General features: G+C 61.6%; 26 protein-coding genes. 17 read left to right on the top strand and 9 right to left on the bottom strand.

The window, feature by feature from the left end; genetic code table 11:
- Positions 1-26: 26 nt before the first annotated feature.
- The 3 genes from V3W27_RS13960 to V3W27_RS13950 form a co-directional block, all read right to left on the bottom strand.
- Complete coding sequence (locus V3W27_RS13960; RefSeq protein WP_330206856.1) at positions 27-1670, bottom strand: sensor domain-containing diguanylate cyclase; 1644 nt, start codon at positions 1668-1670, stop codon at positions 27-29.
- 226 nt (positions 1671-1896) lie between these two features.
- Positions 1897-2337, bottom strand: a complete 441-nt coding sequence (locus tag V3W27_RS13955; protein WP_247268635.1) for a phage infection protein — start codon at positions 2335-2337, stop codon at positions 1897-1899.
- A 124-nt stretch (positions 2338-2461) separates the two neighbouring features.
- On the bottom strand, positions 2462-3031 hold the full coding sequence (locus V3W27_RS13950) for a chorismate mutase (protein WP_330206855.1): 570 nt from the start codon (positions 3029-3031) through the stop codon (positions 2462-2464).
- Positions 3032-3157: 126 nt separating this feature from the next.
- Between V3W27_RS13950 and V3W27_RS13945 the strand changes: the two genes are divergently transcribed.
- Together V3W27_RS13945 and V3W27_RS13940 are read left to right on the top strand one after the other, a co-directional pair.
- A complete protein-coding gene (locus V3W27_RS13945; protein WP_027614711.1) occupies positions 3158-4516 on the top strand; it encodes an MATE family efflux transporter in 1359 nt (452 codons plus the stop codon).
- Positions 4517-4614: 98 nt separating this feature from the next.
- Entirely contained in the window at positions 4615-5175 is a 561-nt protein-coding gene (locus V3W27_RS13940) for a YceI family protein (protein WP_330206854.1), read from the top strand.
- A gap of 15 nt (positions 5176-5190) precedes the next feature.
- Here V3W27_RS13940 and V3W27_RS13935 read toward each other — a convergent pair whose 3' ends face one another.
- Complete coding sequence (locus tag V3W27_RS13935; RefSeq protein ID WP_027614713.1) at positions 5191-5403, bottom strand: YXWGXW repeat-containing protein; 213 nt, start codon at positions 5401-5403, stop codon at positions 5191-5193.
- Positions 5404-5444: 41 nt separating this feature from the next.
- A complete protein-coding gene (locus V3W27_RS13930) occupies positions 5445-5768 on the bottom strand; it encodes a YXWGXW repeat-containing protein (protein ID WP_096795611.1) in 324 nt (107 codons plus the stop codon).
- Positions 5769-5947: 179 nt separating this feature from the next.
- On the opposite strand from V3W27_RS13930, the gene V3W27_RS13925 reads away from it, so the two are divergent.
- Entirely contained in the window at positions 5948-6634 is a 687-nt protein-coding gene (locus V3W27_RS13925; RefSeq protein WP_330206853.1) for a GNAT family N-acetyltransferase, read from the top strand.
- Positions 6635-6833: 199 nt separating this feature from the next.
- Here the strand turns inward: V3W27_RS13925 and V3W27_RS13920 are convergent, their stop codons facing one another.
- Positions 6834-7472, bottom strand: coding sequence for a TetR/AcrR family transcriptional regulator (locus tag V3W27_RS13920; protein WP_247268638.1), 639 nt, complete (start codon positions 7470-7472; stop codon positions 6834-6836).
- Between the two features lie 86 nt (positions 7473-7558).
- On the opposite strand from V3W27_RS13920, the gene V3W27_RS13915 reads away from it, so the two are divergent.
- On the top strand, positions 7559-8146 hold the full coding sequence (locus tag V3W27_RS13915; RefSeq protein WP_330206852.1) for an NAD(P)H-dependent oxidoreductase: 588 nt from the start codon (positions 7559-7561) through the stop codon (positions 8144-8146).
- 92 nt (positions 8147-8238) lie between these two features.
- Here the strand turns inward: V3W27_RS13915 and V3W27_RS13910 are convergent, their stop codons facing one another.
- Both V3W27_RS13910 and V3W27_RS13905 read right to left on the bottom strand, forming a co-directional pair.
- Positions 8239-9357 carry a DmpA family aminopeptidase gene (locus tag V3W27_RS13910; RefSeq protein WP_330206851.1) on the bottom strand — a complete coding sequence of 373 codons (1119 nt, stop codon included), beginning with the start codon at positions 9355-9357 and terminating at the stop codon, positions 8239-8241.
- A 163-nt stretch (positions 9358-9520) separates the two neighbouring features.
- A complete protein-coding gene (locus tag V3W27_RS13905; protein ID WP_330206850.1) occupies positions 9521-10636 on the bottom strand; it encodes a polyamine ABC transporter substrate-binding protein in 1116 nt (371 codons plus the stop codon).
- A 111-nt stretch (positions 10637-10747) separates the two neighbouring features.
- Here V3W27_RS13905 and V3W27_RS13900 point away from each other — a divergent pair, with 111 nt between their 5' ends.
- The 3 genes from V3W27_RS13900 (at position 10748) to V3W27_RS13890 (ending at position 13075) form a co-directional block, all read left to right on the top strand.
- The gene (locus V3W27_RS13900; RefSeq protein WP_330206849.1) at positions 10748-11527 is read left to right on the top strand and encodes a helix-turn-helix transcriptional regulator; all 780 of its coding nucleotides are present in this window, start codon (positions 10748-10750) and stop codon (positions 11525-11527) included.
- Positions 11528-12204: 677 nt separating this feature from the next.
- On the top strand, positions 12205-12576 hold the full coding sequence (locus V3W27_RS13895; RefSeq protein ID WP_247268643.1) for a DUF6124 family protein: 372 nt from the start codon (positions 12205-12207) through the stop codon (positions 12574-12576).
- A gap of 139 nt (positions 12577-12715) precedes the next feature.
- A complete protein-coding gene (locus V3W27_RS13890) occupies positions 12716-13075 on the top strand; it encodes a DUF6124 family protein (RefSeq protein WP_247268644.1) in 360 nt (119 codons plus the stop codon).
- A 273-nt stretch (positions 13076-13348) separates the two neighbouring features.
- Here V3W27_RS13890 and V3W27_RS13885 read toward each other — a convergent pair whose 3' ends face one another.
- On the bottom strand, positions 13349-14116 hold the full coding sequence (locus V3W27_RS13885) for a helix-turn-helix transcriptional regulator (protein ID WP_330206848.1): 768 nt from the start codon (positions 14114-14116) through the stop codon (positions 13349-13351).
- A gap of 704 nt (positions 14117-14820) precedes the next feature.
- On the opposite strand from V3W27_RS13885, the gene ycaC reads away from it, so the two are divergent.
- The 10 genes from ycaC to V3W27_RS13835 all read left to right on the top strand — a co-directional run bounded on the left by ycaC (position 14821) and on the right by V3W27_RS13835 (position 24552).
- Complete coding sequence (ycaC, locus tag V3W27_RS13880) at positions 14821-15453, top strand: isochorismate family cysteine hydrolase YcaC (protein ID WP_330206847.1); 633 nt, start codon at positions 14821-14823, stop codon at positions 15451-15453.
- A gap of 201 nt (positions 15454-15654) precedes the next feature.
- Positions 15655-16590 carry a Gfo/Idh/MocA family protein gene (locus V3W27_RS13875; RefSeq protein ID WP_330206846.1) on the top strand — a complete coding sequence of 312 codons (936 nt, stop codon included), beginning with the start codon at positions 15655-15657 and terminating at the stop codon, positions 16588-16590.
- 215 nt (positions 16591-16805) lie between these two features.
- On the top strand, positions 16806-17858 hold the full coding sequence (locus tag V3W27_RS13870) for an isopenicillin N synthase family dioxygenase (RefSeq protein WP_330206845.1): 1053 nt from the start codon (positions 16806-16808) through the stop codon (positions 17856-17858).
- A gap of 27 nt (positions 17859-17885) precedes the next feature.
- Positions 17886-18695, top strand: a complete 810-nt coding sequence (locus V3W27_RS13865) for a MetQ/NlpA family ABC transporter substrate-binding protein (RefSeq protein WP_097087879.1) — start codon at positions 17886-17888, stop codon at positions 18693-18695.
- Entirely contained in the window at positions 18692-19492 is an 801-nt protein-coding gene (locus V3W27_RS13860; RefSeq protein ID WP_330206844.1) for a methionine ABC transporter ATP-binding protein, read from the top strand. The genes V3W27_RS13865 and V3W27_RS13860 overlap by 4 nt, the downstream gene beginning before the upstream one ends.
- Positions 19489-20160, top strand: coding sequence for a methionine ABC transporter permease (locus tag V3W27_RS13855; RefSeq protein WP_222019117.1), 672 nt, complete (start codon positions 19489-19491; stop codon positions 20158-20160). Before V3W27_RS13860 ends, V3W27_RS13855 begins: the two co-directional genes overlap by 4 nt.
- 8 nt (positions 20161-20168) lie before the next feature.
- Complete coding sequence (locus V3W27_RS13850) at positions 20169-21713, top strand: sugar ABC transporter ATP-binding protein (RefSeq protein WP_330206843.1); 1545 nt, start codon at positions 20169-20171, stop codon at positions 21711-21713.
- Entirely contained in the window at positions 21706-22731 is a 1026-nt protein-coding gene (locus V3W27_RS13845; protein WP_330206842.1) for an ABC transporter permease, read from the top strand. Before V3W27_RS13850 ends, V3W27_RS13845 begins: the two co-directional genes overlap by 8 nt.
- Positions 22732-22762: 31 nt before the next feature.
- Positions 22763-23818, top strand: coding sequence for a substrate-binding domain-containing protein (locus V3W27_RS13840; protein ID WP_330206841.1), 1056 nt, complete (start codon positions 22763-22765; stop codon positions 23816-23818).
- Positions 23819-23886: 68 nt separating this feature from the next.
- On the top strand, positions 23887-24552 hold the full coding sequence (locus tag V3W27_RS13835; RefSeq protein WP_330206840.1) for a sulfite oxidase-like oxidoreductase: 666 nt from the start codon (positions 23887-23889) through the stop codon (positions 24550-24552).
- Positions 24553-24792 lie beyond the last annotated feature (240 nt).

Genomic DNA, 24792 nt, shown 5'->3' with positions numbered 1-24792 from the left:
GCATTTGCGAAGTCAAAGAGGGCTGATCAAGCCACCTGATTACGGCCCGCCGCTTTCGCCTGATACAGCTGCTGGTCGGCACGTTTGATCAGCATCGTGTGGCTGTTGTCCGCCGGGTCGGCCAGCGCGACGCCAATGCTCACCGTGACCTGTCCGATCTCGGGAAAGTGCGCCTGGGCCACGGCGACACGGATCTTTTCGGCGACCACCTCTGGAGTATCAGGCTGGGCGACTTCCGGCAGCAGTACGGCGAATTCCTCGCCGCCGTAACGGGCGACGAAATCGGTGGCACGCACGCTGACCTGAATGAGCTGCGCCAATTGCTGCAACACGTCGTCGCCAATCGCGTGACCGTAGGTGTCGTTGATGCGCTTGAAGTGATCGGCGTCGATCAGCAGCAGGGCAAACGGTCGCCCGGTGCGGCGGAACAGCAGACTGTATTCGCTGAGTTTTTCATCGAAGCGGCGGCGGTTGTAGACGCCGGTCAGGGCATCGTGGGTCGCCAGGTTCAACAGGTCGGCATTGGCCTGCATCAGTGCCGCGGTGCGCTGGGCGACGGTGGCTTCCAGCGAGGCGTTGGCTTCCTGCAGTTCGCGCTCCTTGGCCAGCAGCGACCGGGTCATGGCGTCGATCGACTGCCCAAGCTGGGCGATTTCCCGCACCGGGTGCTGCAGCGGGAATTGTGCGCCGGGCTGTTGGTTCTGCACCTGTTTGGCCGAGTGCGCGAGTTGCTCGATCGGCCGGCTCAGATACTGCGCCAGATAGTACGCCACCAGCCCGAATGCCACGGCAGCGGCCACACCCAGCAGCAACAATTTATAGAGCAGCAGGCGCGCCGGCTCCAGAGCGGTGTCCAGTGGCTGGCGCACGGCAATCGACCAGGACAACGCCGTACTCGAAGGCGTCGGTACGGTGACCATGCTGGTCAGGTAACCGTTGCCGACCGACCAGCCCGGCGACTTCGAATCATTCACCGCCAGTTGCTGGCCCATCAGGGCTTCCGGGTACAGCACCTTGCCGTCGTGATCGATGATCAGCGCTTCGATATCCGGCGACGCATTTTTATGCGAGAACGCTGCCGATTCGACGATACGCGTCACCCAGCTCCAGTGCGCGTGCGCGCCCAGCACGCCAATCACCTGGCCGTCGGCGTTGCGGATCGGGGCGGCGAAATCGATGAAACGCAGCGGTTCGCCGTTGGGCGTTCCCGGCAGCAGTTTGGCCAGCAACACCGCTTCGTGCGGGTCACCGGTGTACTCACCCCGCAGGCCAGCCTGGAACCATGGCCGTTGCTGCACCGATTGCCCGACCAGCAAATTATTGACCGCTTGATGCACATGGCCCTCGGCATCGGTCACGCCCATCCACGCATACTCGGCCCGGGCCTGGGTGCGCAGTTGCATCGATTTGAGAATCGCCGGGTTGTCGAGGTCGCCGCGTTCCAGATGCGGCGCACGGCTGAGCAGGTAGACCTCCAGCTGGCGCTCGCGTAATTGGTCACCGAGCAACGTTGCCGCAGAACGCGCGGTATTGAGCAGTGAATTGCCGCTGACCTGTTTCATCTGTTCGGTGGCGATATGCCCGACATAGAAGCCGACGATCGCCAGGGTCAGCAGGGACAAACCGGCGAACCAGAGGGTCAGGTGACTTCGCAGACTGGCTTTGAGCATGGGCAGGCAAATTCTGTTTGAACGTTGTGGCCGCATGGTATGCGCATTAAGCGTCGGGCTGCCAGTCGGTCGCTTCGGATAAGCACCGTCGGAAGTTTCGCCAATGCCCTACAAGGCAAGATCCTTTCTGACGCGGGTTGTTGAAAAGAACCACGCCAGCAAACGACGAAATGTAAAAGCCCGGCTGATCAGGCCGGGCTTCTTTGACTGCTTTAGAGCCGTTGTTTTATGCATTGCGGCTTTCGATCAGACGATCCGAACCACCTTCAGCGACGCGGCGTTCCTGCAGACGATCCGAACCACCTTCAGCGACACGGCGTTCTTGCAGACGATCCGAACCACCTTCAGCGACACGGCGTTCCTGCAGACGATCCGAACCACCTTCAGCGACACGGCGTTCTTGCAGACGATCCGAACCACCTTCAGCGACACGGCGTTCTTGCAGACGATCCGAGCCACCTTCAGCGACACGGCGCTCCAGCAGACGATCCGAGCCACCTTCAGCGACACGGCGCTCCAGCAGACGATCAAAACCACCTTCAGCCAGACGGCTTTCAATCAACTTGTCCGAGCCGCCTTCAGCGACCAGGGTGTGAACGGGTGTTGCTGCAAAAGCGTTGACTGCAAGAACCGAGAAAGCGATGCCGAGGATGGTTTGGCGTTTCATGATCGTGTGCTCCGGGGTGTATTGGGTTGGTATGGAGCTGATGTTACGCCGCGGATTTTTTATGAGAACTTCATTGGCGTGATGGTGACTATCGACGCCAGCGATGTATGCCGCAAGTCCGGATTCAGAGCTTCTGCGCCCGAATGCATAGTTCTCCGGTGGCGCGGGTCAGGGCCAGATCATGCAGTGTGTCGTGTGTCAGGCCCTGCCGGGCCTTGGCCAGCCAGACCGGGCAATTGGGGTCGCGGCGATGGGGCGCGAAGTCGGCGTACTGGCGCAGCAGGCGGGTTTGCAGCTCGTCCAGGCGCGGACGAATCTGCCCGGCCAGATCCGGTCGCGGGGTGTCCGGCGCCGCACCAGCCGCCTGCCATTGCGCGAGCAATCCGTACTGCACCAGTTTGTTTGCCTCCATTTGTGCAGCGATCAACTGGGCGACTTCTTCGGGGTCGAGCTGGTGTTCGGTCGCCAGGGTGCGGGCATTGGCGATGACCTGGGCTTCGCGCGGGCTGTCCTGAATCGGCTTGCCACTGTCCCATTTGGTCAGGGCGACGAGGTCGCCGATGTTCAGGCGTTCGTTCAAGGTTGTCAGCAACGGACGCAACGATTCGGAGGAAACAGGGGGCTCGGCGGCGTGCGCCATGTGACTGAAAAGAACCAGCAGGGAACAGGTCAGAGCATTTCGCAACGGAGTCATGGGCAGGCGCGTTCCACAAAAAATAGTGCCGACATTTAAGCCTTGAGCAGAGGCGATGTCGACCGACTTTATCCCGCCCATCTAGCGTAATATCCCTCGCATCTCCCACCCCGAGAACGATCCTCAATGCAAACCCCCAGCACCATCAAACCGCTCTGGCAAACCTACCTGCTGTTCCTTGCGCCGATGGTGTTGTCCAACTTCCTGCAATCGATGTCGGGCACGGTCAACAGCATTTACATTGGGCAGATGCTCGGTACGCAAGCGCTGGCGGCGGTGTCGGGGATGTTTCCGGTGATCTTTTTCTTTATCGCGTTGGTGATCGGCCTGGGCGCGGGCGCCGGGGTGTTAATCGGCCAGGCGTGGGGGGCGCGCGAGGCACACATGGTCAAGGCGATCGCCGGGGCAACGCTGTTGCTGGGGGTGTTGATCGGCTTGCTGGCGGCGGTGCTGGGCAGTGTGTTTGCGCGGCAGGCCTTGCAGGGGCTGGGGACGCCGGCGGATGTGCTGGACGATGCGGTGGCGTATGCGCACGTGATGATGTGGATTCTGCCGTCGATGCTGGTGTTTGTGCTGTTCACGCAATTGCTGCGCGGAGTCAGCGACACCGTGTCGCCACTGTTGGCGCTGATTGTGTCGACCTCGGTCGGGCTGGCGCTGACCCCGGCGTTGATTCGCGGCTGGTTCGGTCTGCCACAGTTGGGCATTCAGAGTGCCGCCTTCGCCGGACTGGCCGGTAACCTGTCGGCCATGACGTGGCTGGCGTGGCGGCTGATTCGCAAGGACCATCCGCTGGCGCCGGACCGCGAGTTCTTCGCGGCACTGCGCCTGGACGCGGCGATTCTCGGCAAGGTGCTGCGCATCGGCCTGCCGACCGGGGTGCAGATGATCGTGTTGTCGCTGTCGGAGCTGGTGATTCTGGCGCTGGTCAACCAGCACGGCTCGCAGGCGACAGCGGCCTATGGCGCGGTGACGCAGATCGTCAACTACGTACAGTTTCCGGCGCTGTCGATTGCCATCACCGCCTCGATCCTTGGCGCCCAGGCCATTGGTGCCGGGCAACTGCAACGCCTGGCAGCGATCCTGCGCACCGGGCTGTTGATCAACGTGTGCCTCACCGGCGGTTTGATCGTGCTCGGTTACCTGTTGTCGCACTGGTTGCTGGGATTGTTCCTGACCGAAGATTCGACCCGGGCGATGGCTGAGCACTTGCTGCACATCATGTTGTGGAGCCTGTTGGTGTTCGGCTTCCAGGCGATCATCGGCGGCATCATGCGCGCCAGCGGAACGGTGCTGGTGCCGGTGATTATTGCGATTGTCTGTGTGGTCGGCGTGCAGTTGCCGGCGGCTTACTGGCTGGACGGTCAGTACGGTTTGCAGGGCGTTTGGATGGCGTTCCCGGTGGCGTATCTGGGCATGCTGGTGTTGCAGACGCTGTATTACAAACTGGTCTGGCAGCATCAGAAGATCGAGCGGCTGGTCTGAGCCCGAGCCACATCGGCAGACAAATGACATGGCACATTCGCCGGTTGTTTGCTTAAGTCAGTCGAGGCCTCGAAGGTTTGCCCTGTCCGGAGAATCCCATGCGTCCCCGATTCACCGCTGTGGCACTGTTTGCCTGCCTGTGCGTCACGAGCGCGGCGCAGGCCGCTGAATACAACCGCGTCAACACCACCGCCAGCCAGATCAGCTTTACCTACAACCAGATGGGCTCGCTGATGTACGGCACCTTCGGCAAGTTCGACGCGACACTGCAGTTCGACAGCGACAACCTCGCCGACGCCCACACCACATTGCACATCGACCTCAACAGCATCGACGCCGGCAGCACCGACGCCAACACCGAACTGGTGAAACCGGCGTGGTTCGATACGCAGCGCTTTCCCGTGGCGGTGTTCGAGTCCAGCCGTTTTACCCGGGTCACGGGCAATCATTATCTGATCGCCGGCCAGCTCACCCTCAAGGGCATCACCCGAGAGGTTCAGGTGCCGGTCGAGCTGAAACCGGACAGTTCGATCGGCATTTTCGACGGTGAACTGGTGCTCAAGCGTGACCTGTTCGGACTTGGGGCGGGGGAGTGGGCGGACACTGTGGTGTCCAACGACATCGCGATCAAGTTCAAGGTGGTGGCGCCACAGCAGTGACGCCAGCCGCTCAGGTCAATAGGCGCGCCAGTGTCCCGGTGCCCAGCGCCATTCACGTCCATCCCAACGATAGTGACCGGCGACCCAGTGATAACCGGGCGCTGGCATGACCGGCACGACTTCCACCGGCGGCGGTGGCCGATGCGGCCGTACCGGTTCGACAATGCAGCCCGACAGGGTGATCGCGACCAGTGAGGCGGCGAGCAGGGTTTTCAGGTTTCGCGACATGGTGATCTTCCCGGTAGATGAAGTTTGCAGGCGAGGCGGTTTCAACGGGCCCAGTGGCCTTCGACCCAGTACCAGTTAGGACCGCGCGCCTGCCAGTGGCCTGGTCGCCAGTGCGCGCCGTACCTCACCGGTTGCCAATGACCGGGCATCCACACGTAGCCGCGTCCTTCCCAGCGCCAATGGCCCTGATCCCAGACATAACCGGGGCGCGGGCCGGGCATCACTTCCATGCGCATCGGCGGCGGGGCTTGCTGAACGATCACCACCTGCTGGGCAAACGCAGGCGCACTGGCCAGCGCCGCCAGTGTCACAGGCACCAGCAACAGGGTTTTTCGCCATTTGAACAGTGAACGCAAAACGCTCATGACAACTCCTCAAGGCCTGCGTGAAAAAAGTGAACGCAGCTGAAGAATTGGACGCCAAATCGACGAAAGATCCGCTCCACGGAGGATGAAATTTTCTTCAGGTCAACCGCGAGCTCCTACATAAAGCAGGCGTCGGGACACGGTATGATGTCGCGGTTTTCCGCCGGAGTTCAGTTGTCATGCCACGCATCACCCACTACAAATCCCCATGCCCCGAAAGCGTCAACAGCCAGATTCTGCAACTGGTGGTCGATTACCTGACCGACATCAGCGCGGTCGGTCTTGGCCCGAGCAATCTGCTGTACAACGTCTATCAGTACGCGGTCGGCTATGAGGTGCATCTGTATCTGGAGGCGCTGAACGGTGAGAAGGGCACCGAGGTGGAGTTGCTGGTGGCGACGGCCGAGGATGATCCGGAGCAGGTCACCGGTTTCCTTTTGTACTTGCCGGTGCAGGGCGATTGGGAAGCGTGCAGCGTCGCCTACATGGCCGTGCGCGAAGGCTATCGGCGCCAGGGCGTGGCGCGGGCGATGATCGGCGAGATGGTCAGCCGTTATCCGCACGCCGAGCTGACCTGCAGTGTCGGCAAAGTGCCGTACTTCGAGGCGCTGGGGTTCGAGGTGATCGGCGCTCGCGAAACCCAGGTGTTGATGAGCACCCGGCATTACCGCAGCAATGGCCTGCGCGGTTTCATCGACACCACACCGATCTATCGCTCGCTGGAAGTGCAGCAGATCCACACCTACCTGCTGCAGAAAAACGGCAAGCGCGCGATGCTCGATGCCGAAAAACAGCGCGACCGGCATCTGGATCAAACTACCCGTCACGTCGAAGAATTTGTCCGTCAGCGCCTGACGCTGCACTGAGTCCTGAGTCCGGCGCAAAAAACGGACAAAAAAAGAGCCTCAAGGCTCTTTGATGGGGAGAAGTAGAGCCCATGAGGCTCAAGCTGCGCATGAAACAGGGAACAGGCTTGATTTGGGGTTCAGAACACCCGTTCCCTACGCAGTCGCTCAGGAGTCAAGCGCCTGCGTACCTTCATCATGGGAACGCGCGGGGGCTGACTCAAGTACCGCTAGTCGCACGGGCGGCGGCCCGTTCCACCATTGCGATGATGGTGGCGAACAATTCGTCCTTCGCTTGCCCGGCACTGATTTCAGCACTGGCGGCAGCATTCGACAACGCCTCGGCGGCACCGAGCATCGCGCGCAAACCGGCCTGGGTGATTTGCCCGCCAGCGGCCAGCGGTTGCAGCACACTGCGGCACTTTTCGAGGAAGATTGCCTCGTAGTCGCGCTTGATCTTTTCCAGCTCCGGCGTGCTGCCCAGCGCGGCAATCACTCCAGGAATCTCATTGCCCTGCAATAACACGCAATCGACGTACGCCGTGGCGATCACCGTCGCGGTGTCGATCAGCGTTGGCGGACACTGGTCGATCGCTGCATCCATCACCGCAGTCTGGCGAGTATCGAAGTCGCGATACAGCGCCGCGAGCAAGCCCGAGCGAGTGGTGAAGTGGTCGTAGACCACCGGTTTGGTCACCCCGGCCTTGTCCGCCAGATAACCCAGGGTCAGGGCATCGGTGCCCTCGGCCCGAATGATCTGCCAGGCGACGTCGAGCAACTGGCGGTTGCGATCTTCGCGCGACAGGCGACGTCGCGGTTGGGCAGGGGAATCGGCTTCGGTCATTTCTGTGGTTGACATCGGTTATATACCAAACGTAACTTACTGTTCGTAACTTACCAAGAGTACATAGCCCTTGGTCAGCGCAAACTTACAGGAGAATGACCATGCACGCATTGATTGTTGTGGCGCATCACGAACCGCGTTCGCTGACCCACAGCGTGGCAACGCAGATTGCCGAGGGCTTGACCCGCGCCAACCCCGCCAATACCCGGGAAATCGCCGATCTGTACGCCGAGGGATTTCAGCCGGTGTTCGACGCAGCGGATTTCGCCGTGCATCACCGTGAGGCGCGGCCGCCAGCCGACGTATTGGCGGAACAGGCACGGATTGATCGGGCCGACGCTCTGGTGCTGGTGTTCCCGGTGTACTGGTGGTCGATGCCGGCGTTGCTCAAGGGTTGGATTGATCGGGTGTTCAGCAATGGCTGGGCGTTCGATTTCGCTGGCGACCTCAAGCATGTGAAGAAGCTGCAGCGCCTGCGCGTGCATCTGGTCGGCCTTGCAGGGGCCGATGAACGCGCCTACGAACGCCACGGTTACGGGCCGGCGATGAAGGCGCAGATCGAACACGGGATTTTCGATTACAGCGGGGCGACGGTGGTCAGCTCGACGCTGATGGTGGAGTCGGAGGTGCGTGATCCGCAGGAGCATCTGCAAACGGCGCGACATATCGGCGCCCAGATGTTCATCTGAATCTCACCTCCTGCAGCAGCTGCCGAAGGCTGCGATCTTTTGATTTATGAAAGCAAGGTCAAAAGATCGCAGCGTGCCGCAGCTCCTACAGGTCAGCGGGCGCCGGGCCAGCCGGCCTTGGCGAGGGCGGCGAGCAGAGTTTCCTTATCCAGCCCAGGCACTGCATGCCCGTTGCCCGCGGTGCTCTCGCTGGCGAGCAGGGCGTTGATGATCGCTTCTTCGACCGCCTCGGTAGCCGCGAGGAACAGTTCGCTGATGTGGTCGTTGTTGACCATGCGCAAGCCGTCGCAGGTTGGCGCGCTTTTACCCTCGTAAGCGGCGGATGGCACCTGCTCGTTGCCGGTGGCAAAGGCAATGAAAATGTCGCCGCTGTGGTCTTCGTTACCGCCGCCGCTGCGCGCCAGACCGAGGCTGGCGCGCTGTGCCAGGCGCGTGCATTGATGCGGCAGCAGCGGTGCGTCGGTGGCCAGGCAGACCACGATCGAACCCATGCCCGGATGCGGCAGCGAAGCCCGCAGGAACGGCGAATCGACCTGCTCCATGTAGCGACCCACCGGATAACCGTCGACCCGCAACTCGCTGCGAATGCCGTGGTTGGCCTGGACGATCGCGCCCACCGTCCAGCCGCCCTGAGCGCTGCTCAAACGGCGTGAGGCGCTGCCGATGCCGCCCTTGAATTCATGGCAGATCATGCCGCTGCCGCCACCGACGGCGCCTTCTTCAACGGCACCGTCATGCGCTGAATGCAGCGCCTCGGCGACATGCTCGGGTTTGACGTGAAACCCATTGATGTCGTTGAGCAAGCCATCGAAGGTTTCCAGCACCACCGGCATGTTCCAGTAGAGGCGCCCGTCGTCCGGTTGCTGTTGGCGATCCAGCGCAATCAACGCATCGCGCACCACGCCGAGGCTGTGGGTGTTGGTGAAGGCGATGGGACTGGTCAGCAGCCCGGCCTCGCGAATCCACTCAAGGCCGGTGGCATCGCCATTGCCATTGAGCACATGCACCCCGGCGAAGCACGGTTGCTGGTTGGTCGAGCCGCGGCGCGGTTCGATCACTGTGACGCCGGTGCAGATGTCACGTCCGCTGTCGCTGCGGCCACGCACGTTACTGTGGCCGACGCGCACGCCGGGGACGTCGGTGATGGCGTTGAGCGGGCCGGGTTGCAGTTGGCCGATGCGGATGTTGAGGTCACGGGCACGGGGTTTCATGGGATGTCTCTCTATAAAAAGGCGGAAATGAATGAGCGGGACTGAACACAAAACCCTGTGGGAGCGTGGCTTGCCCGCGAAGGCGGTGTGTCATTCAAAGGAGATGTTGACTGACCCGACGCATTCGCGAGCAAGCTCGCTCCCACAGGGAACTGTGTTGGGGTTACTGGCCGTTCTTGACCTTGCTCCACACCCGCGTGCGCACGCGTTCGGTGGCTTTGGGCAGCGGTTCCAGGGTGTACAACGTGGCCATCGCCGCCGCGGACGGATACACCGCCGGATTATCCCGCGTGGCCGCAGCCACCAATGGCGTCGCGGCGCGGTTGCCGTTGGGGTACGACAGGTGATCACTGACCGGCGCGATGACTTCCGGGCGCAGCAGGTAGTCGATGAACGCCAGACCCTGAGCGCGGTTCGGCGCATCCTTGAGCAGCACCAGCGTGTCGAACCACACCGGCGCGCCTTCCTTGGGCAGGCTGTAGGCGATCTTCACGCCGTTGTGCGCCTGCTCGGCGTTGGTTTTGGCTTCGAGCATCGCCCCGGACCAGCCCACCGCCACACAAATGTTGCCGTTAGACAGGTCACTGATGAATTTCGACGAATTGAAGTAGGCAATGTGCGGGCGCAATTTGAGCAGCAGCGCTTCGGCTTTCTGGTAGTCCTCGGGGTTGGTGCTGTTGGGCGGCAAGCCCAAGTAGTGCAGGGCGACCGGGAGCATCTCCGACGGCGAATCAAGCATCGCCACCCCGCACTGGCCAAGCTTGGCGAGGTTCTCTTCCTTGAACACCAGATCCCACGAATCCAGCGGCGCCTTGTCGCCGAGTGCGGCGCGCACTTTGTCGACGTTGTAGCCGATGCCGTTGGTGCCCCACAGATAAGGCACGGCGTATTGATTGCCGGGATCGTTGTTGGCCAGTTTTTTCAGCAGATCGCTGTCCAGATTGTTCCAGCCCGGCAGTTGATCGCGCGGCAGCGGGGCAAGGGCACCGGCCTTGATCAGCGTCGGCAGGCTGAAGTTGCTCGCCACCACCACGTCGTAACCGCTGCGGCTGGTCAGCAGTTTGCCTTCGAGCACTTCGGCGCTGTCGAACGTGTCGTAAACCGGCTGAATGCCGCTGTCGCGCTTGAAGTCAGCCAGGGTCGTGGGGCCGATGTAGTCGTACCAGTTGTAGACGTGCACGCTTGGTGCGTCGGCGGCACTGGCGACGGATGCGACGCCAAAACAGGCGAGCAGGCCAAGGTTGATGCCCCGGTTGATATAGCCACGACGACAACGCATGATGCGGCACTCCTGGCCTGCGGCAGGCCGGTGATTGACAGGAGTGCTCAGCCTATCCGGGCGGGCACGCCTGACCCATTCCCATCATGGGTTACTCAAAAGGGGTAGAGCGTGGACGCGTTGTTGCAGGAGTTGCCGGTGCACCAAAGTCTGGCGCGGGTATTTGCCGCCGTCGGCCAGGACGCTTTCTGGCGCGCGCTGGTCGACACGCTGCGCCTGCTGTTGCCGCTGGACAACGCGCTGGTGGCGCTGATGAAGGCGGGGCAGGCACCGCAATTGCTGATCGACTTCGACAGCAAGGGCCGCGCCGATGAACAGGAAGAACTGGCCAGCTACAGCGCCGGGATGTACCTGCTCGATCCGTTCTACCAAACCGCCTCGACCGGCATCGCCGACGGCCTGCACAGCCTGGCTTCGGTGGCGCCGGACCAGTTTCTGCACAGCGAGTATTACCAGAGCTACTTTCGCTCGGTGGTCGGTGAGGACGAGTTGCAGTTCATGATCAACATCGAGGGCGGCGTGCTTGGCCTGTCACTCGGACGCTCGACGGCTTTCGATCTGGCCGAGCAGGGCCGTCTGCTGTGTGTGCGCGACTGGGTGTTGGCGGCGATGCGTCGCCATGTGCAACTGTTGCCGCCGCAAGGGACCGGCAGCGAGCCGGTGGCGGGGGATCTGGCAACGCTGCTCGATCGCTTCGATGCGCGCCTGACCACCCGCGAAGTCGACACCGCGCGGCTGATTCTGCAGGGCTTTTCCAGCAAGGCCATCGCCCAGCAGATGGGCATCTCGCCGGAGACGGTGAAGGTGCATCGGCGCAATCTCTATCACAAGCTCAATGTGAACGGGCATGGCGAACTGTTTGCGCTGGTGTTGCGTCCATCCACTGCCTGAACCTGTGGGAACTGGCTTGCCAGCAATGACGCCCTTAGAGCCAACCAATCCCCAAATGAATGCACGCATTCCAACTGTGGGAGCGGGCTTGCTCGCGAAAGCGGCCTCACAGTCGACCAGTCCCTGACTGAATGCACTCGATCAAATGGTGGAAGCTGGCTTGCCAGCGATGGCGGCCTGCCAACCGACCAACCTCCCACCTGAATGCACTCATTCCAACTGTGGGAGCGGCGGTGCGACGATTCGACTTGCTCGCGAAAGCGGCCTGCCAGACAACATCAAAACAACAGGGTAACTCTCGATACTCCCGCGCATATAAACCTAACCCCGCAACCACGTTTAAAGTACATGAACCGTTACGCCATACCGGCTACAACGCCTTGCGCCGTTACCTACGCGTACGCCAGAATCCGCCGGCTTACACGGCTATGCGACGGGCTTATCGTTTCCCTGTCACTGAAAATCAGTGATCGGGTTTGGTAGCCCGTCTGTAATAGCTGTATGGCAACACCTTTGCAGTCCCTTTGCGGGGCTCGGTTTTATGGTGGTCATGCGTGGGGCTCACTCGTGAGCGCCGGGTTCCTATTGCAGCCGGTCTACCAACCCGCGTATGGCCACCACCCCTCGTTTGGTAGCGAGAGTGATGGCTCCTGAATAACTGCAATAGGAGTACATCCATGTTCAAAGCCACACCCAACCCCCCAGACACCTCGATCCCGTACGACCCAGCCCTCGACCCGCAGAAGATAAAAGCGGCAACCGACCGCGCCATCAACTTCTACCTCAACCCCGGCGCACTGAAGATCTCGATCCCTTCAACCTCGTCATGCAAGGCGAACAGAATCTTCCTCATCGACCCCACCGTGGACGAGGAAACCTTGCTCGTCGAAGCCTGCGAATCGTTAGCCGCCGCCAGCGACATGGCCCGCGATATTGGCGATGTCGTCGACAACTCACAGCGCCGGGCCATGCTGATGCTGCATCAGGTGATCATGCTCAGTGAACTGATGGTCAACCGGGTACTGGACGGCCGCCGCGTGCCGAACTAATCACCCGGTCCCCTGTAGGAGCTGCCGCAGGCTGCGATCTTTTGATTTTGCTTCTAAAAACAAGATCAAAAGATCGCAGCCTTCGGCAGCTCCTACACGAAGTCATTCTTCCAAAGTACCTTGATCGGAGTTCCTGCTGATGTCCGAAACCCCACCCAATCCGCCGGCCACAGACTCGGTATCACCCTACGAATCCCTCAACTCCAGAAAACTCCACGAAGCCGCCGAACGCGCCCTCGACCACTACCTCGCGCCCGCAAACATCATGGCAACGCCGTACACCCCCAGCAGCATGTTCTTGGTCAACCCGCAAACCGACACCGAATCCCTGCTGGCCAACGCCTGCGAATCCCTGGCCTCTGCCACGGTCATGCTCGGCGATTTCGCCGGCACGCTGGAAGGGCCGAGCCGTAATATGGTGTTGGGCATTGCCCAAGTGGTGATGCTGGGCGAGTTGGCGGTGAATCAGGCGCTGGATAATGTTGTGCCCAAGGAATAGGCGCTGACAGTTCTGGCCTCTTCGCGAGCAAGCCCGCTCCCACAGTTTTAACCGGGTGTTGCTGTAACCATCGGCTCAGCGCATACCGATGTGGGAGCGGGCTTGCTCGCGAATGCGGTGTGCCTGCCAACACCTTAAGTGCCTGACACGGCCTCTTCGCGAGCAAGCCCGCTCCCACAGTTTTAGCCGGGTGTTGCTGTAACCATCGGCTCAGCGCATTTCGATGTGGGAGCGGGCTTGCTCGCAGCGGCAGTTCCTGCAGATCGGGCACCATCAAGCGGCGTGGGGTGAACCGGGCAGGGTGGCGGTATGTTCAGGCGAATACATCCAGCGCATCAACGAATGCCGGCCGCTGATCCCCAGCTTGATCGCGGCGCGCTTGAGGTAGCTTTCCACCGTGTTGACCTTCAACTGCAACTGTTCGGCCAGCTCCGGTGCGGTACGCCCGGCGAGCAGGCCGATGCACACTTCGGTTTCGCGATTGGACAGGCTCAGGCCCAGTTGCTGCAAACGCTCGTTGAAGCGCAGCCGCAGGTTTTCCAGGCCCTGTTGCGCGCCATCAGCGCTGGGCGACGGGTCTCCGGTGTTGGTCTGCTGGGGTTGCAGGGCGTGAATGTGTTTTTCCACCATCGGCAACAGCACCGGAGATATGTCCTGCAACAAACTCTGCTCTTGAGCCGAGAACCGTTGCGACTGGTCGTTGCGATACACCGAAATCACGTAGCGGTAGCCGTCCTTGCGCCGGGTCAGGTGTAATTGCGAGGCGTCGGCGCTGGCCGCGTCTGGCGTGTCCATCGGCTCGCTCGAGCGCGCGGCAATCTGTTCGCAGAATACCGTTTCAGCCTGCTGGGCCGAGTCTTTGCCGGTTTCCGGTGGGTGGCGATGGGCGGGGCGGCCCACCGGCTCGACGCGCATCTGGCGAATGTGTGTGGCGTCGACCGCCAGTTGTGTCTGGATCAGGTCATGCAGCATCCGCGGAAAATGCCGGCTGCCGGTGCTCGCAATGACTTTACCGATGTGGGGAAACAGGTGTGAATTCATAAACATCATCCATGAGTTGCAGGTGAAACAGTCCCATTCCTGACCTGCGTCGAGCATGTTCCCTGGTCGGCGCAAATGTCAGGAAGTGGATCCTATCCTAGTACAACGTTTGAAAGACGGTTTAATGAAGGCGTTATTAGCTCATAACTTCATCCACAGGATTGTGAGGTGAACCCAGGAATGGCGGCCTGTCGAGATCATTGTGGGAGCGGGCTTGCTCGCGAAAGCGGTGCGTCAGTCATTTGAGATGTTGCCCGGAATGACCCCTTCGCGAGCAAGCCCGCTCCCACAGGGTTATGCGGTGAACTCAGGAATGGCGGCCTGCCGAGATCCAGTGTGGGAGCGGGCTTGCTCGCGAAAGCGGTGTGTCAGCCATTTGAGATGGTGCCTGGAATGAACCCTTCGCGGGCAAGCCCGCTCCCACAGGGTTATGGGGCACCGCCTACCCGCAAGGCCTCAACTTGATTGGCGCAACGGTGGAGAGGGTCCTGAACCGGGCACCGTACAGTTTGATGATCGCCAAACCAATTCCCGAGGCGGATTGAGTTGGAGGCTGGCAAGCCTGTGTTGTGTCGCCAGGATTGTCCGTTATGAGTTGACAGTGAAACGCTTTTCAACCGATTTATCGGTTCCGGTTGTGTCAGTAATCTGTGCCCATGTTCAACGCAACGCCAACTACCTCAACAAAGAAAAGGGATTCAAACATGAGCACTGCAACCTACAACCGCCTGAACAAAGACGACGCCGTAGTCCTGCTGGTCGACCACCAGACCGGTCTGATTTCTCTGGTTCAGGACTTCTCGCCGAACGAGTTCAAGAACAACGTCCTGGCCCTGGCCGACCTGGCGAAATTCTTCAACCTGCCGACCATTCTCACCACCAGTTTCGAACAAGGCCCCAACGGCCCGCTGGTTCCGGAACTGAAAGAAATGTTCCCCGATGCGCCGTACATCGCCCGCCCAGGTCAGATCAACGCCTGGGACAACGAAGACTTCGTCAAGGCGATCAAGGCCACCGGCCGCAAGCAGATCATCATCGCCGGTGTCGTGACCGACGTCTGCGTCGCTTTCCCGACCCTGTCGGCACTGGCTGAAGGCTTTGACGTATTCGTCGTCACCGACGCCTCCGGCACCTTCAACACTACCGTCCAGCAAGCCGCGTGGAGCCGCATGACCCAGGCCGGCGCACAAATGATGAACTGGTTCTCGGTCGCCTGTGAACTGCACCGCGACTGGCGCAACGACATCGAAGGGCTGGGCAATCTGCTGTCGCAGCGGATTCCGAACTACCGGAACCTGATGAACAGTTACTCGGCGTTGACCACTCAGCAGAAGTGACTGCAGCGTTGTGAAAGTCAAAGCCTGCCCTGAAAAGCAGGCTTTCTCTGTTTGCGCCGCGGCATCAGCGTTACTACCCGGCGCGATGAACCGAGCGCTGACTTCTGCAGTTTTTTGATCAGACTCAGCTGGGTTTTCCGTGACGTTTACGGCTAATCTGCGCACTCGCTGACGACAATAAGACAACAACAGGAGTCACTGATGCAACCGATCCGTCTCGGTCTGGTGGGCTACGGCAAGATTGCCCAGGATCAACATGTGCCGGCGATCAACGCCAATCCCGGATTTCGTCTGGTGGCGGTCGCCACGCAAGGTAAACCCTGTGCCGGGGTGGAGAACTTTCACTCGTTGAGCGAGTTGCTGGAGAACGGCCCCGAGGTGGATGCGATTGCGTTTTGTACGCCGCCGCAAGGTCGGTTCGCACTGGTGCAGCAGGCGCTGGCCGCCGGCAAACATGTGTTGGTGGAAAAACCGCCGTGCGCCACGCTGGGCGAGGCTATGGCCCTGGTCAGTCAAGCGCAGCAACAGGGTGTCAGTGCGTTGTTCGCCTGGCATTCGCGCTACGCCCCCGGCATTGAAGCCGCCCGCGACTGGCTCGCCAGCCGCACGTTGCAAAGCGTGCAGATCGACTGGAAGGAAGACGTGCGCAAGTGGCATCCCGGTCAGACGTGGATCTGGCAACCCGGTGGTCTGGGCGTTTTCGATCCGGGCATCAATGCCTTGTCGATCGTCACCCGTTTGCTGGCGCAGCCATTGTTTGTCGACGCCGCCGAACTGCGCGTACCGGACAACTGCCAGTCGCCGATTGCCGCGTCGATCAAGATGTCCGACGCGAACCGGCTCGACGTGCAGGCCGAGTTCGATTTCGACCACGGTCACGACGAACTCTGGAGCATCGAGATTCGCTGCGCCGAAGGGGTGCTGCGCCTGGACAACGGCGGGGCGCTGCTGAGCATCGACGGCGTGCGCCAAGTGGTGTCGGAAGAGGGCGAGTACACCGCGGTGTATCGACACTTCCGGCAACTGATTGGCGATCGGGCCAGCGACGTCGATCTGCAGCCACTGCGGCTGGTGGCTGACAGTTTCTTTGTCGGTAGCCGGGTGGCGGTCGAACCGTTTTATGACCCGGCACGTTGATCAGTTGAAGCGGGAGAGCTGTCGCGTGATGACAGCGAACCTGAGCGTCAGGCCTAAGCTAATGCAAAAAAGGTATTTGTTCGTGGTTTTTAAGATCGTTTAGTTTTGTCTCACGACGAATCAAACGCATCAAACCGATAGACCCCCGATTGCCATGACGGCACACGCTGAATCGATCAAAGGCTCTTCAGGTTTGATTCACACGGGAGTGAATCATGCCGCATACCCTCGATATCACAGCGTTGCCGACGCTGGACCTTTCGTTGTTCGAAGGCACCGCGCAACAGCGTTATGAATTTCTTGAAAACCTGCGTCACGCCGCGCGTGACGTCGGCTTTTTCTATCTCACCGGCCATGGCATCGACAGCCACCTGCTCAAACAGGTGCAGGATCACGCCCGGCAGTTCTTCGCCTTGTCCGAGCAGGAAAAGACCGCCGTCGGCATGATCAATTCGCCGCACTTTCGCGGGTACAACCGTGCCGCTTCCGAGATCACCCGTGGTCAACCCGACTGGCGTGAGCAATTCGATCTCGGCGCCGAGCGCGAAGCGTTGCCGCTGGACGCGGACAGTCCGTTGTGGGCTCGGTTGCAGGGGCCCAACCAATGGCCGGCGGCGCTGCCAGAACTGAAACCGCTGCTGCTCGAATGGCAACAGGCGATGACGCGCATGGCGTTGCGTCTGCTGCGTGCCTTTGCCCAGGCGCTGTCGCTGCGGGCGGACGCGTTCGATCAGTTGTACGGCGACAAGCCCAACGAACACATCAAGTTGATGCGCTATCCAGGCCAGGCCGCCAGCGCGAGCCAGCAGGGCGTCGGCGCGCACAAGGATTCCGGGTTCCTCAGCTTTCTCCTGCAAGACCAGCAGGCCGGGTTGCAAGTGGAGGTCGAGGAGGGGCGCTGGATCGATGCGCTGCCCCGCGACAACACGCTGGTGGTGAACATCGGCGAACTGCTGGAGCTGGCCACCAACGGCTATCTGCGCGCCACGGTGCATCGGGTGGTGTCGCCGCCCGCAGGCAGCGAACGCTTGTCCATCGCCTTCTTCCTCGGCGCGCAACTCGATGCCGTGGTGCCGCTGTATCCGTTGCCCACCGCGCTGCTGCGCGAAGCGCGTGGCCCGGCGAGTGATCCGCTCAATCCGTTGTTTCGCGATGTCGGCTGGAACTACCTCAAGGGTCGGTTGCGTTCGCACCCCGACGTCGCCCGGCGCTTCTATGCCGACGCGCTGATGCCCGCCGCACCGGCTCGTAAAACCGCCAACGCCTGATTCATCACTCGCTCAAGGACTCCGCACATGTTGAAAAAAGCAGGTTTGACCCTGGCCGTGCTCGGCGCGCTGGTGACTTCGTTCGGCGCGCAGGCACTGGAGCCGTTGCGCGTGGCTGCCGACCCGGTGCCCCACGCGCAGATTCTCGCGTACATCCAGACAATCGATCCGCAACTCAAGCTCAAGGTCATCGAGATTCCCAACGGCGTGAACTCCAACGAGCTGTTGGTGCATGGCGATGTCGATGCCAATTACTTCCAGCATCTGCCGTACCTGAAATCCCAGGAACAAGCGCTGGGGCAGAAACTCGCGGTGGCCGCCACGGTGCATATCGAGCCGCTGGGCATCTATTCGCGCCGGCACAAAAGCTTCGCCGAGGTGCCGGAAAAAGGCACCGTCGCCGTGCCCAACAACGTCACCAACCTGAGCCGTGCGCTGTACCTGTTGCAGGACAACGGCCTGATCAAACTCAAGCCCGGCTTCAAGGATCCGGCAGCCGATCAGGCCACACCCAAGGACATCGCCGAGAACCCGAAACAGCTGAAGATCCTTGAGATCGAATCGCCGCAAATTCCTCGGGCGCTGGACGACGTCGACCTTGCGGTGATCAACGGCAACTACGCGCTGGAAGCCGGACTGGTGCCGGCCCAGGATGCGCTGGGGCTGGAGAAGGCCGAGCACAATCCGTACGCCAACATTCTGGTGACCACGCCGACACTGCAGAACGATCCGCGCATTGCGCAACTGGCCAAAGACCTGACCTCGCCGCAAGTGGCGAAATACATCACCGATAACTTCAAGGGCTCAGTGATTCCGGTGGAGGATGGCAAGCCATGATCGTCGTCGAGCAGTTGAGCAAGACCTACCCGGCGGCGCCGGCGCCGGCACTGGATCAGGTGTCGCTGAGTATTCCCGACGGCGCGATCTACGGCATCCTCGGGCGCAGCGGGGCAGGCAAGTCGACCCTGTTGCGTTGTCTCAATCTGCTCGAACGCCCGGACAGCGGGCGAGTCCTGCTCGACGGCGTGGACCTGCTGACCCTGTCCGCCAGCGACCTGCGCCGCCAGCGGCAGCGCATCGGCATGATTTTCCAGGGCTTCAATCTGCTGCATTCGCGCACCGTCTTCGACAACATCGCCGTGCCGCTGGAAATCGCCAACGTCGGCAAACCGTGGCGTCATGTGCGGGTGCGCGAACTGCTGGAACTGGTCGGCTTGACGGACAAGGCGCAAGCCTTTCCCTCGCAGTTGTCCGGTGGGCAAAAACAACGGGTGGGGATTGCCCGCGCCCTGGCCGCCGAGCCTGCGTATCTGCTGTCGGACGAAGCCACCAGTGCGCTGGACCCGGAAACCACCGCGTCGATTCTTGACCTGCTGCGCGACATCAACCGGCAACTGGGCGTGACCATAGTGCTGATCACCCATGAGCTGGAGGTGGTCAAGTCGATCTGCGATCACGCGGCGTACATGGCGGACGGGCGCCTGGTCGAGGCCGGCCCGGTGCCGCGTTTGCTCGCTGATCCGCAATCAAGTCTCGGCACTTCGTTACGTCCGACCTGCGGATTGCCGCTGGGCCACGACATCCCCGGGCTCAGCTTCCTCAAGCAATACGGCGTGCGGGCGGCTCAGTCATGAATCGCACGATCAACTGGGATGAAATCCTGCAACTGCTGTTCAACGCCACCGGCGAAACCCTGTACATGGTCTTGCTCGCGGGGCTGTTCACGCTGCTGATCGGTTTGCCGCTCGGGGTGTTGCTGTTCGTCAGTCGGCGTGACGGACTGTGGCCGCTGCCACGGCTCAATGCCGCGCTGGGTTCGCTGGTCAATCTGGGGCGCTCGCTGCCTTTTGTGGTGATGCTGATTGCGCTGATTCCGCTGACGCGTCTGCTGGTTGGTACGACCCTCGGCAGCACCGCTGCGGTGGTGCCGATCACCATCGGCGCGTTTCCGTTTTTTGCGCGGATCGTCGAGAACGCCCTGGATGAAGTCGACAAAGGCCGGATCGAAGCGATCCTCGCCATGGGCGGCGATATCCGTCATGTGATTTGCAAAGTGCTGTTGCCCGAAGCGCTGCCCGCGTTGCTGGCGGGGATCACTCTGACGCTGGTGATGCTGATCGGTTTTTCATCCATGGCCGGGGTGATTGGCGGTGGCGGCCTCGGTGATCTGGCGATCCGTTACGGCTATCAGCGTTTCAACAATGAAGTGATGGTCGCCACCGTGGTGGTGCTGGTCATTCTGGTGCAGGGTGTGCAGAGCCTGGGCGACCGGCTGGTGCGTTCGCTGGCCCATCGGCGTTAAGGAATTTTATGAGTGTCGTCGTGGCCCGCGCGCCGCTGATTCAGGTGCGTGAACTAAGCAAAACCTTCGGCTCGAACCGCGCACTGGATCGCGTCAGCCTGCAGATTCATCCCGCCGAAGTGGTGGCCTTGCTCGGTGCCAACGGTGCCGGCAAATCGACGCTGGTGAAAATTCTCGCCGGCAGCCAGCGCGCCGATAGCGGCGAGATTTACATCGACGGTCAGCCCCGGCAATTCAGCTCGCCGCTGTCGGCCCGTCGGGTCGGGATTGTCGCGGTGCATCAGCAGATCAACGAGGGCATTGCGCCCGGTTTGAGCGTGGCGGAAAACCTGTTGCTCGATGAATTGTGCAGGCCCGACGCGGAATTCTGGCTCAATCGCCAACGGGAGCGCGCCGCCAATATCGCCGCCGGGCTGGGACTGGTGCTGCCGCTGGAGCAGCCGATTGAACACCTGGGTCAGGCCGAACGGCAATTGGTGGTGCTGGCCCGGGCCTTTGCCTTGCAGCCGCGCCTGCTGATTCTCGATGAGCCGACCGCCGCGTTGTCGGACGCCGAGGCGCAACGGCTGTTCGGTCTGATCGACACCCTGCGCAGCCGGGGTGTGGCGATTCTGTACATCTCTCATCGCTTGTCCGATCTGCAACGGGTGGCGGACCGCGCCATTGTCCTGCGCGACGGGCGACTGGCCGGAGAGTTCAGTGCGCGGCAGTTGCCCGAGGCGGTGCACGCCATGCTCGGGCAGGCGCTGGACGGGCATGTCTACACGCCCGGCAGCGTGGGGCAAAAAGTATTGGGTGCGCGAGGTTTGCAGATTTTGCCGCGCTCCAGGCGTTTCGATTTCGACCTGCACCAAGGCGAAGTGGTGGTACTGACCGGGCTGCTCGGCGCTGGCAAAAGCGAGATCGCCGAAGTGCTGTTCGGCTTGCGCAAAGCCGTGGCTGGCAGCCTGCAACTGGACGGCATGGACTGGCTGCCGGGTTCGCCAAGGGCGGCGATTCGCAGCGGTGTGTTTCTCGCGGCGGAGGATCGCGCCAGTCAGTCGCTGGTGCCCGACTTTTCCCTGCGCCGCACACTGACCTTGCCGTTTCTGGAGCGCTTCACCCGTGCCGGTTTCATTCGCAACCGCGCCGAAGCCGCAGCGGTCGAGGCGCAAGTCGCGGCGCTGGGGATCAAGACCGCCGGCATCGAGGTGCCGATGAGTGCGCTGTCCGGCGGCAATCAACAGAAGGTCGTGCTTGGCCGCTGGCTGCTCGGAGAAGGGCGGGTGTTGATCCTCGACGAGCCGTTTCAGGGGGTCGACGTGCGCGCCCGCCGCGAGATCGGCCAACTGCTGCGCGACAGTGCCGGCGGCCGCGCGACCCTGGTGATTTGCGCCGATGTCGACGAAGCCCTGGAAATCGCCGACCGCATTCTGTTGGTGCGCGATCACGCGGTGGTCGCCGAATACCCGCGCGCCAGCCTTGAACGCGCGACCCTGGTCGCCGCGCTGGCCGGCAGCGACGCTAGCGAAAATCCCTTTCACGCCACGCCAAGGAGCAGAGCGAGTGCCTGATTCGAGTTCACTGTTGTCGTCCGCTACGGCACCCGCCGAGCGCCTGCTGCAAGCGCTGATCCGCTACGGCCTGTTGTGGCTGCTGGCGCTGATCGTGGTGTTTTTCAGTGTCGCGGAGCCGGCGTTTTTGCGCGTCGGCAATCTGTTCAGCATCTTGCAGTCGGTGTCGATCGTCGCGCTGCTGGCCCTTGGTGTGACGCTGACCATGGCCGTCGGCGGACTTGATCTGTCGATTGGGGCGGTGGCGGCGATGAGCCTGATGATCGCCAGTTACGTGATGGTGGTGCTCGGTTGGGGCGCGGTGCCGGCGGTGCTGATCAGTCTGGCCGGTGGCGCACTGGTCGGGCTGCTCAATGGCTGGCTGATCGTCAAGCTGCGGGTGCCGGACATTCTCGCGACGCTGGGCAGCATGTTTCTGGTGATCGGCGTGCAACTGATTCCCACGGGCGGACGCTCGATTGCGGTGGGCATGACCTTGCCCAGTGGCGTGGAAACCGAAGGCACGTTCAGTACGGCGTTTCTCGCCCTCGGCCGCGGACGCTTGTGGGACGTGGTGCCGGTGCCGGTGTTGATCACTGCGTTGGTGGCGCTGGCGGTGTGGCTGTTTCTCGAGCGCACGCGCATCGGCCGGTTGTTTTATGCGATTGGCGGCAACGAGCAGGCAGCGCGACTGGCAGGCGCGCCGGTGCAGCGCTTGAAGTTGCTCGCTTACGTACTGTCGGCATTGCTTGCCTCGCTCGGCGGATTGCTGTTGGCGGCGCGCCTGGGTCGGGGTGATGTCAGCTCCGGCAACGGTCTGGTGCTGGACGCCCTCGGTGCGGCGCTGATCGGTTTTGCCGTGCTCGGGGCGAAGAAGCCCAATGCGTTCGGCACGTTGGTCGGCGCACTGTTGGTGGCGTCGCTGCTCAATGGCCTGACCATGCTCAACGCGCCGTACTACGCGCAGGATTTCGTCAAGGGACTGGTGCTGGTGCTGGCCCTGATGTTCACCTTCGGCCTCGCGCATCGGGCGCGCTGAGCCGGTTCATTTGTCGCTGCAAGGAAGATGTATGCACGGTTCAATCAAGCAGTTCGCACGCCAATGCCTGGCCGGCGCGGTGCTCTCGGCATTGGCTTTGAGTGCTCAGGCCAAGGCATTGCCAGGTGCTCCGGCGCCGTTCGATAAAGGTCAGGTGCAGATAGCGCTGGTCGGCTATCTGTTTTCCGGGGACTTTCCCGAGGCGTACCTGCGCGGCGTGGAGAAACAGACCGAGGCGCTGGGGGCCAATCTGCGGGTGTTCGATGCGCGGCAGCAGGCGGCGAGTCAGGGCGAGATGATCGATCAGGCGATCGACCTCGGGGTCGACGGGATCATCGTGCAACTGGGCCTGGCGGAAACCCTCAAGGGACCGATTGACCGGGCGATCGCCAAAGGCATCAAGGTGGTGGCGTTCGACGTTGACCTGAACAGCCCGCAAGTGACTCAGGTCGAGCAGGATCACCATGCACTGGCGCGACTGGCGCTGGATCAGGCGATGAAGGACAACGGCGCGCGGTTCGATGCCGGTTACGTGTACATCAGCGGCTTCACCCCGATGGAGCGCCGCGACGAGATCTGGAGTCAGGTGAAACAGGCCAATCCGGGCATCATCGAGAAGGCGCGTTTCGGCACGCTCAACCCGCCGATTGCCAACTCGGTGGCGGATCAGGCCAGCGCGGTGTTGCGCGCCAATCCGGATATCAGCGTGATCTTCGCGCCGTTCGACGAGTTTGCCAAAGGCGCGAAGATCGCCGTCGACGAGGCCGGGCTGGGGCGCAAGGTGAAGATCTACAGCGCCGACATCTCCACCGCCGACATTCAGATCATGAAAGAACCTGACAGCGCCTGGGCGGCGACCGCCGCGGTCAATCCGCAAGTGGCGGGAGCGATCAGCGTGCGCAGTCTGGCGATGTTGATTGCCGGCGAAAATCCGGGACATCAGGTGTTGGTACCACCGACCCTGATCACCCGTCAGCAGTTGCTCGATCTGGACGTGAAAAACGTCCGCGACTTGGCGCAGAAACTCCCGGCGTTCGGTGATACCGCCAACGTAGCGCGGGCCGAGTGGATTCCTGTGGCGAACTGAATGCAGCCGTTATCACCGGGTGATGCGCTGTATGCGCGGCAGGCATCCTGACGCGCTTGGGAGTGAACATGCACAACAAAGCCATGCGTTTGCGCAACAGCCGCGCACCTAAGGCTGATCCGGCGCTCGGTCAACGTTTGCCGCCGGGGCAGGTGTTGACCGAGCGGTTCCCGATTCTCCACGAAGGCACGGTGCCGGAGTATGAATTGGCAACCTGGTCACTGCGCCTGTTCGGCAAGGTCGGGCGTGGCGTCGAGTTGAGTTTTGCCGACCTGCAAAGGTTGCCGCAGCGCGAGTTGCAATGTGACATTCATTGCGTGACACGCTGGTCGAAGTTCGACACGCAGTGGAGCGGGGTACATCTGCAGGATTTGCTGAGCGAGCTCGATATCCAGCCCGCTTCACGTTTTGTCATGGCCCACGCCGATCACGATTACCAGACCAACCTGTTGCTGGACGACCTGCTGCACCCGGACAGCCTGCTCGCCACCCATTACGCAGGCCAACCCTTGACCGCCCAGCACGGCTGGCCGCTGCGGCTGGTGGTCGCCGGGCGCTACTTCTGGAAAAGCGCCAAATGGCTGCGCGGCCTGGAGTTTGTCGACGAAGAACAACCCGGTTTCTGGGAACGCAACGGCTTTCACCTGCATGCCGATCCGTTTGCGGAGCAACGCTTCAGTGCTGACGCTTTGGACATTGCCGAAGATGCCTGGCTGGAAAAGGATTTCGACTAAGTTTTTTGCACTTGTTTGCAGTCAAGGTATCGGGTGACTGATCGACCGCTTTCGCGAGCAGGCTCGCTCCCACACTGGATTTCAGCCGGGAGTAAAAAGTCAGTTCACTCCAATAACAACTGTGGGAGCGGGCTTGCTCGCGAAGGGGCCAGCCCGGTCGATATTTTCGGTGACTGAACGACAGCTTTCGCGAGCAAGCCCGCTCCCACATTGGATCTGCGGTGGATGAAGGCAATGTGT

The organism is Pseudomonas sp. AM14(2022) (genome assembly GCF_036346455.1).
Classification (GTDB): domain Bacteria; phylum Pseudomonadota; class Gammaproteobacteria; order Pseudomonadales; family Pseudomonadaceae; genus Aquipseudomonas; species Aquipseudomonas putida_A.
Note: the sequence above shows the minus strand (reverse complement) of the source record. Positions and strands in the feature narration are given on the sequence as shown.

Bases quoted from the DNA above. Each gene is read 5' to 3' on its own strand.
- V3W27_RS13945 (WP_027614711.1), top strand. From the start codon at position 3,158: ATGCAAACCCCCAGCACCATCAAACCGCTCTGGCAAACCTACCTGCTG.
- V3W27_RS13860 (WP_330206844.1), top strand. From the start codon at position 18,692: ATGATCGTCGTCGAGCAGTTGAGCAAGACCTACCCGGCGGCGCCGGCG.
- V3W27_RS13875 (WP_330206846.1), top strand. From the start codon at position 15,655: ATGCAACCGATCCGTCTCGGTCTGGTGGGCTACGGCAAGATTGCCCAG.
- ycaC (WP_330206847.1), top strand. From the start codon at position 14,821: ATGAGCACTGCAACCTACAACCGCCTGAACAAAGACGACGCCGTAGTC.
- V3W27_RS13890 (WP_247268644.1), top strand. From the start codon at position 12,716: ATGTCCGAAACCCCACCCAATCCGCCGGCCACAGACTCGGTATCACCC.
- V3W27_RS13885 (WP_330206848.1), bottom strand. From the start codon at position 14,116: ATGAATTCACACCTGTTTCCCCACATCGGTAAAGTCATTGCGAGCACC.
- V3W27_RS13925 (WP_330206853.1), top strand. From the start codon at position 5,948: ATGCCACGCATCACCCACTACAAATCCCCATGCCCCGAAAGCGTCAAC.
- V3W27_RS13940 (WP_330206854.1), top strand. From the start codon at position 4,615: ATGCGTCCCCGATTCACCGCTGTGGCACTGTTTGCCTGCCTGTGCGTC.
- V3W27_RS13850 (WP_330206843.1), top strand. From the start codon at position 20,169: ATGAGTGTCGTCGTGGCCCGCGCGCCGCTGATTCAGGTGCGTGAACTA.
- V3W27_RS13865 (WP_097087879.1), top strand. From the start codon at position 17,886: ATGTTGAAAAAAGCAGGTTTGACCCTGGCCGTGCTCGGCGCGCTGGTG.
- V3W27_RS13935 (WP_027614713.1), bottom strand. From the start codon at position 5,403: ATGTCGCGAAACCTGAAAACCCTGCTCGCCGCCTCACTGGTCGCGATC.
- V3W27_RS13835 (WP_330206840.1), top strand. From the start codon at position 23,887: ATGCACAACAAAGCCATGCGTTTGCGCAACAGCCGCGCACCTAAGGCT.
- V3W27_RS13905 (WP_330206850.1), bottom strand. From the start codon at position 10,636: ATGCGTTGTCGTCGTGGCTATATCAACCGGGGCATCAACCTTGGCCTG.
- V3W27_RS13895 (WP_247268643.1), top strand. From the start codon at position 12,205: ATGTTCAAAGCCACACCCAACCCCCCAGACACCTCGATCCCGTACGAC.
- V3W27_RS13910 (WP_330206851.1), bottom strand. From the start codon at position 9,357: ATGAAACCCCGTGCCCGTGACCTCAACATCCGCATCGGCCAACTGCAA.
- V3W27_RS13950 (WP_330206855.1), bottom strand. From the start codon at position 3,031: ATGACTCCGTTGCGAAATGCTCTGACCTGTTCCCTGCTGGTTCTTTTC.
- V3W27_RS13855 (WP_222019117.1), top strand. From the start codon at position 19,489: ATGAATCGCACGATCAACTGGGATGAAATCCTGCAACTGCTGTTCAAC.
- V3W27_RS13920 (WP_247268638.1), bottom strand. From the start codon at position 7,472: ATGTCAACCACAGAAATGACCGAAGCCGATTCCCCTGCCCAACCGCGA.
- V3W27_RS13915 (WP_330206852.1), top strand. From the start codon at position 7,559: ATGCACGCATTGATTGTTGTGGCGCATCACGAACCGCGTTCGCTGACC.
- V3W27_RS13840 (WP_330206841.1), top strand. From the start codon at position 22,763: ATGCACGGTTCAATCAAGCAGTTCGCACGCCAATGCCTGGCCGGCGCG.
- V3W27_RS13955 (WP_247268635.1), bottom strand. From the start codon at position 2,337: ATGAAACGCCAAACCATCCTCGGCATCGCTTTCTCGGTTCTTGCAGTC.
- V3W27_RS13930 (WP_096795611.1), bottom strand. From the start codon at position 5,768: ATGAGCGTTTTGCGTTCACTGTTCAAATGGCGAAAAACCCTGTTGCTG.
- V3W27_RS13960 (WP_330206856.1), bottom strand. From the start codon at position 1,670: ATGCTCAAAGCCAGTCTGCGAAGTCACCTGACCCTCTGGTTCGCCGGT.
- V3W27_RS13870 (WP_330206845.1), top strand. From the start codon at position 16,806: ATGCCGCATACCCTCGATATCACAGCGTTGCCGACGCTGGACCTTTCG.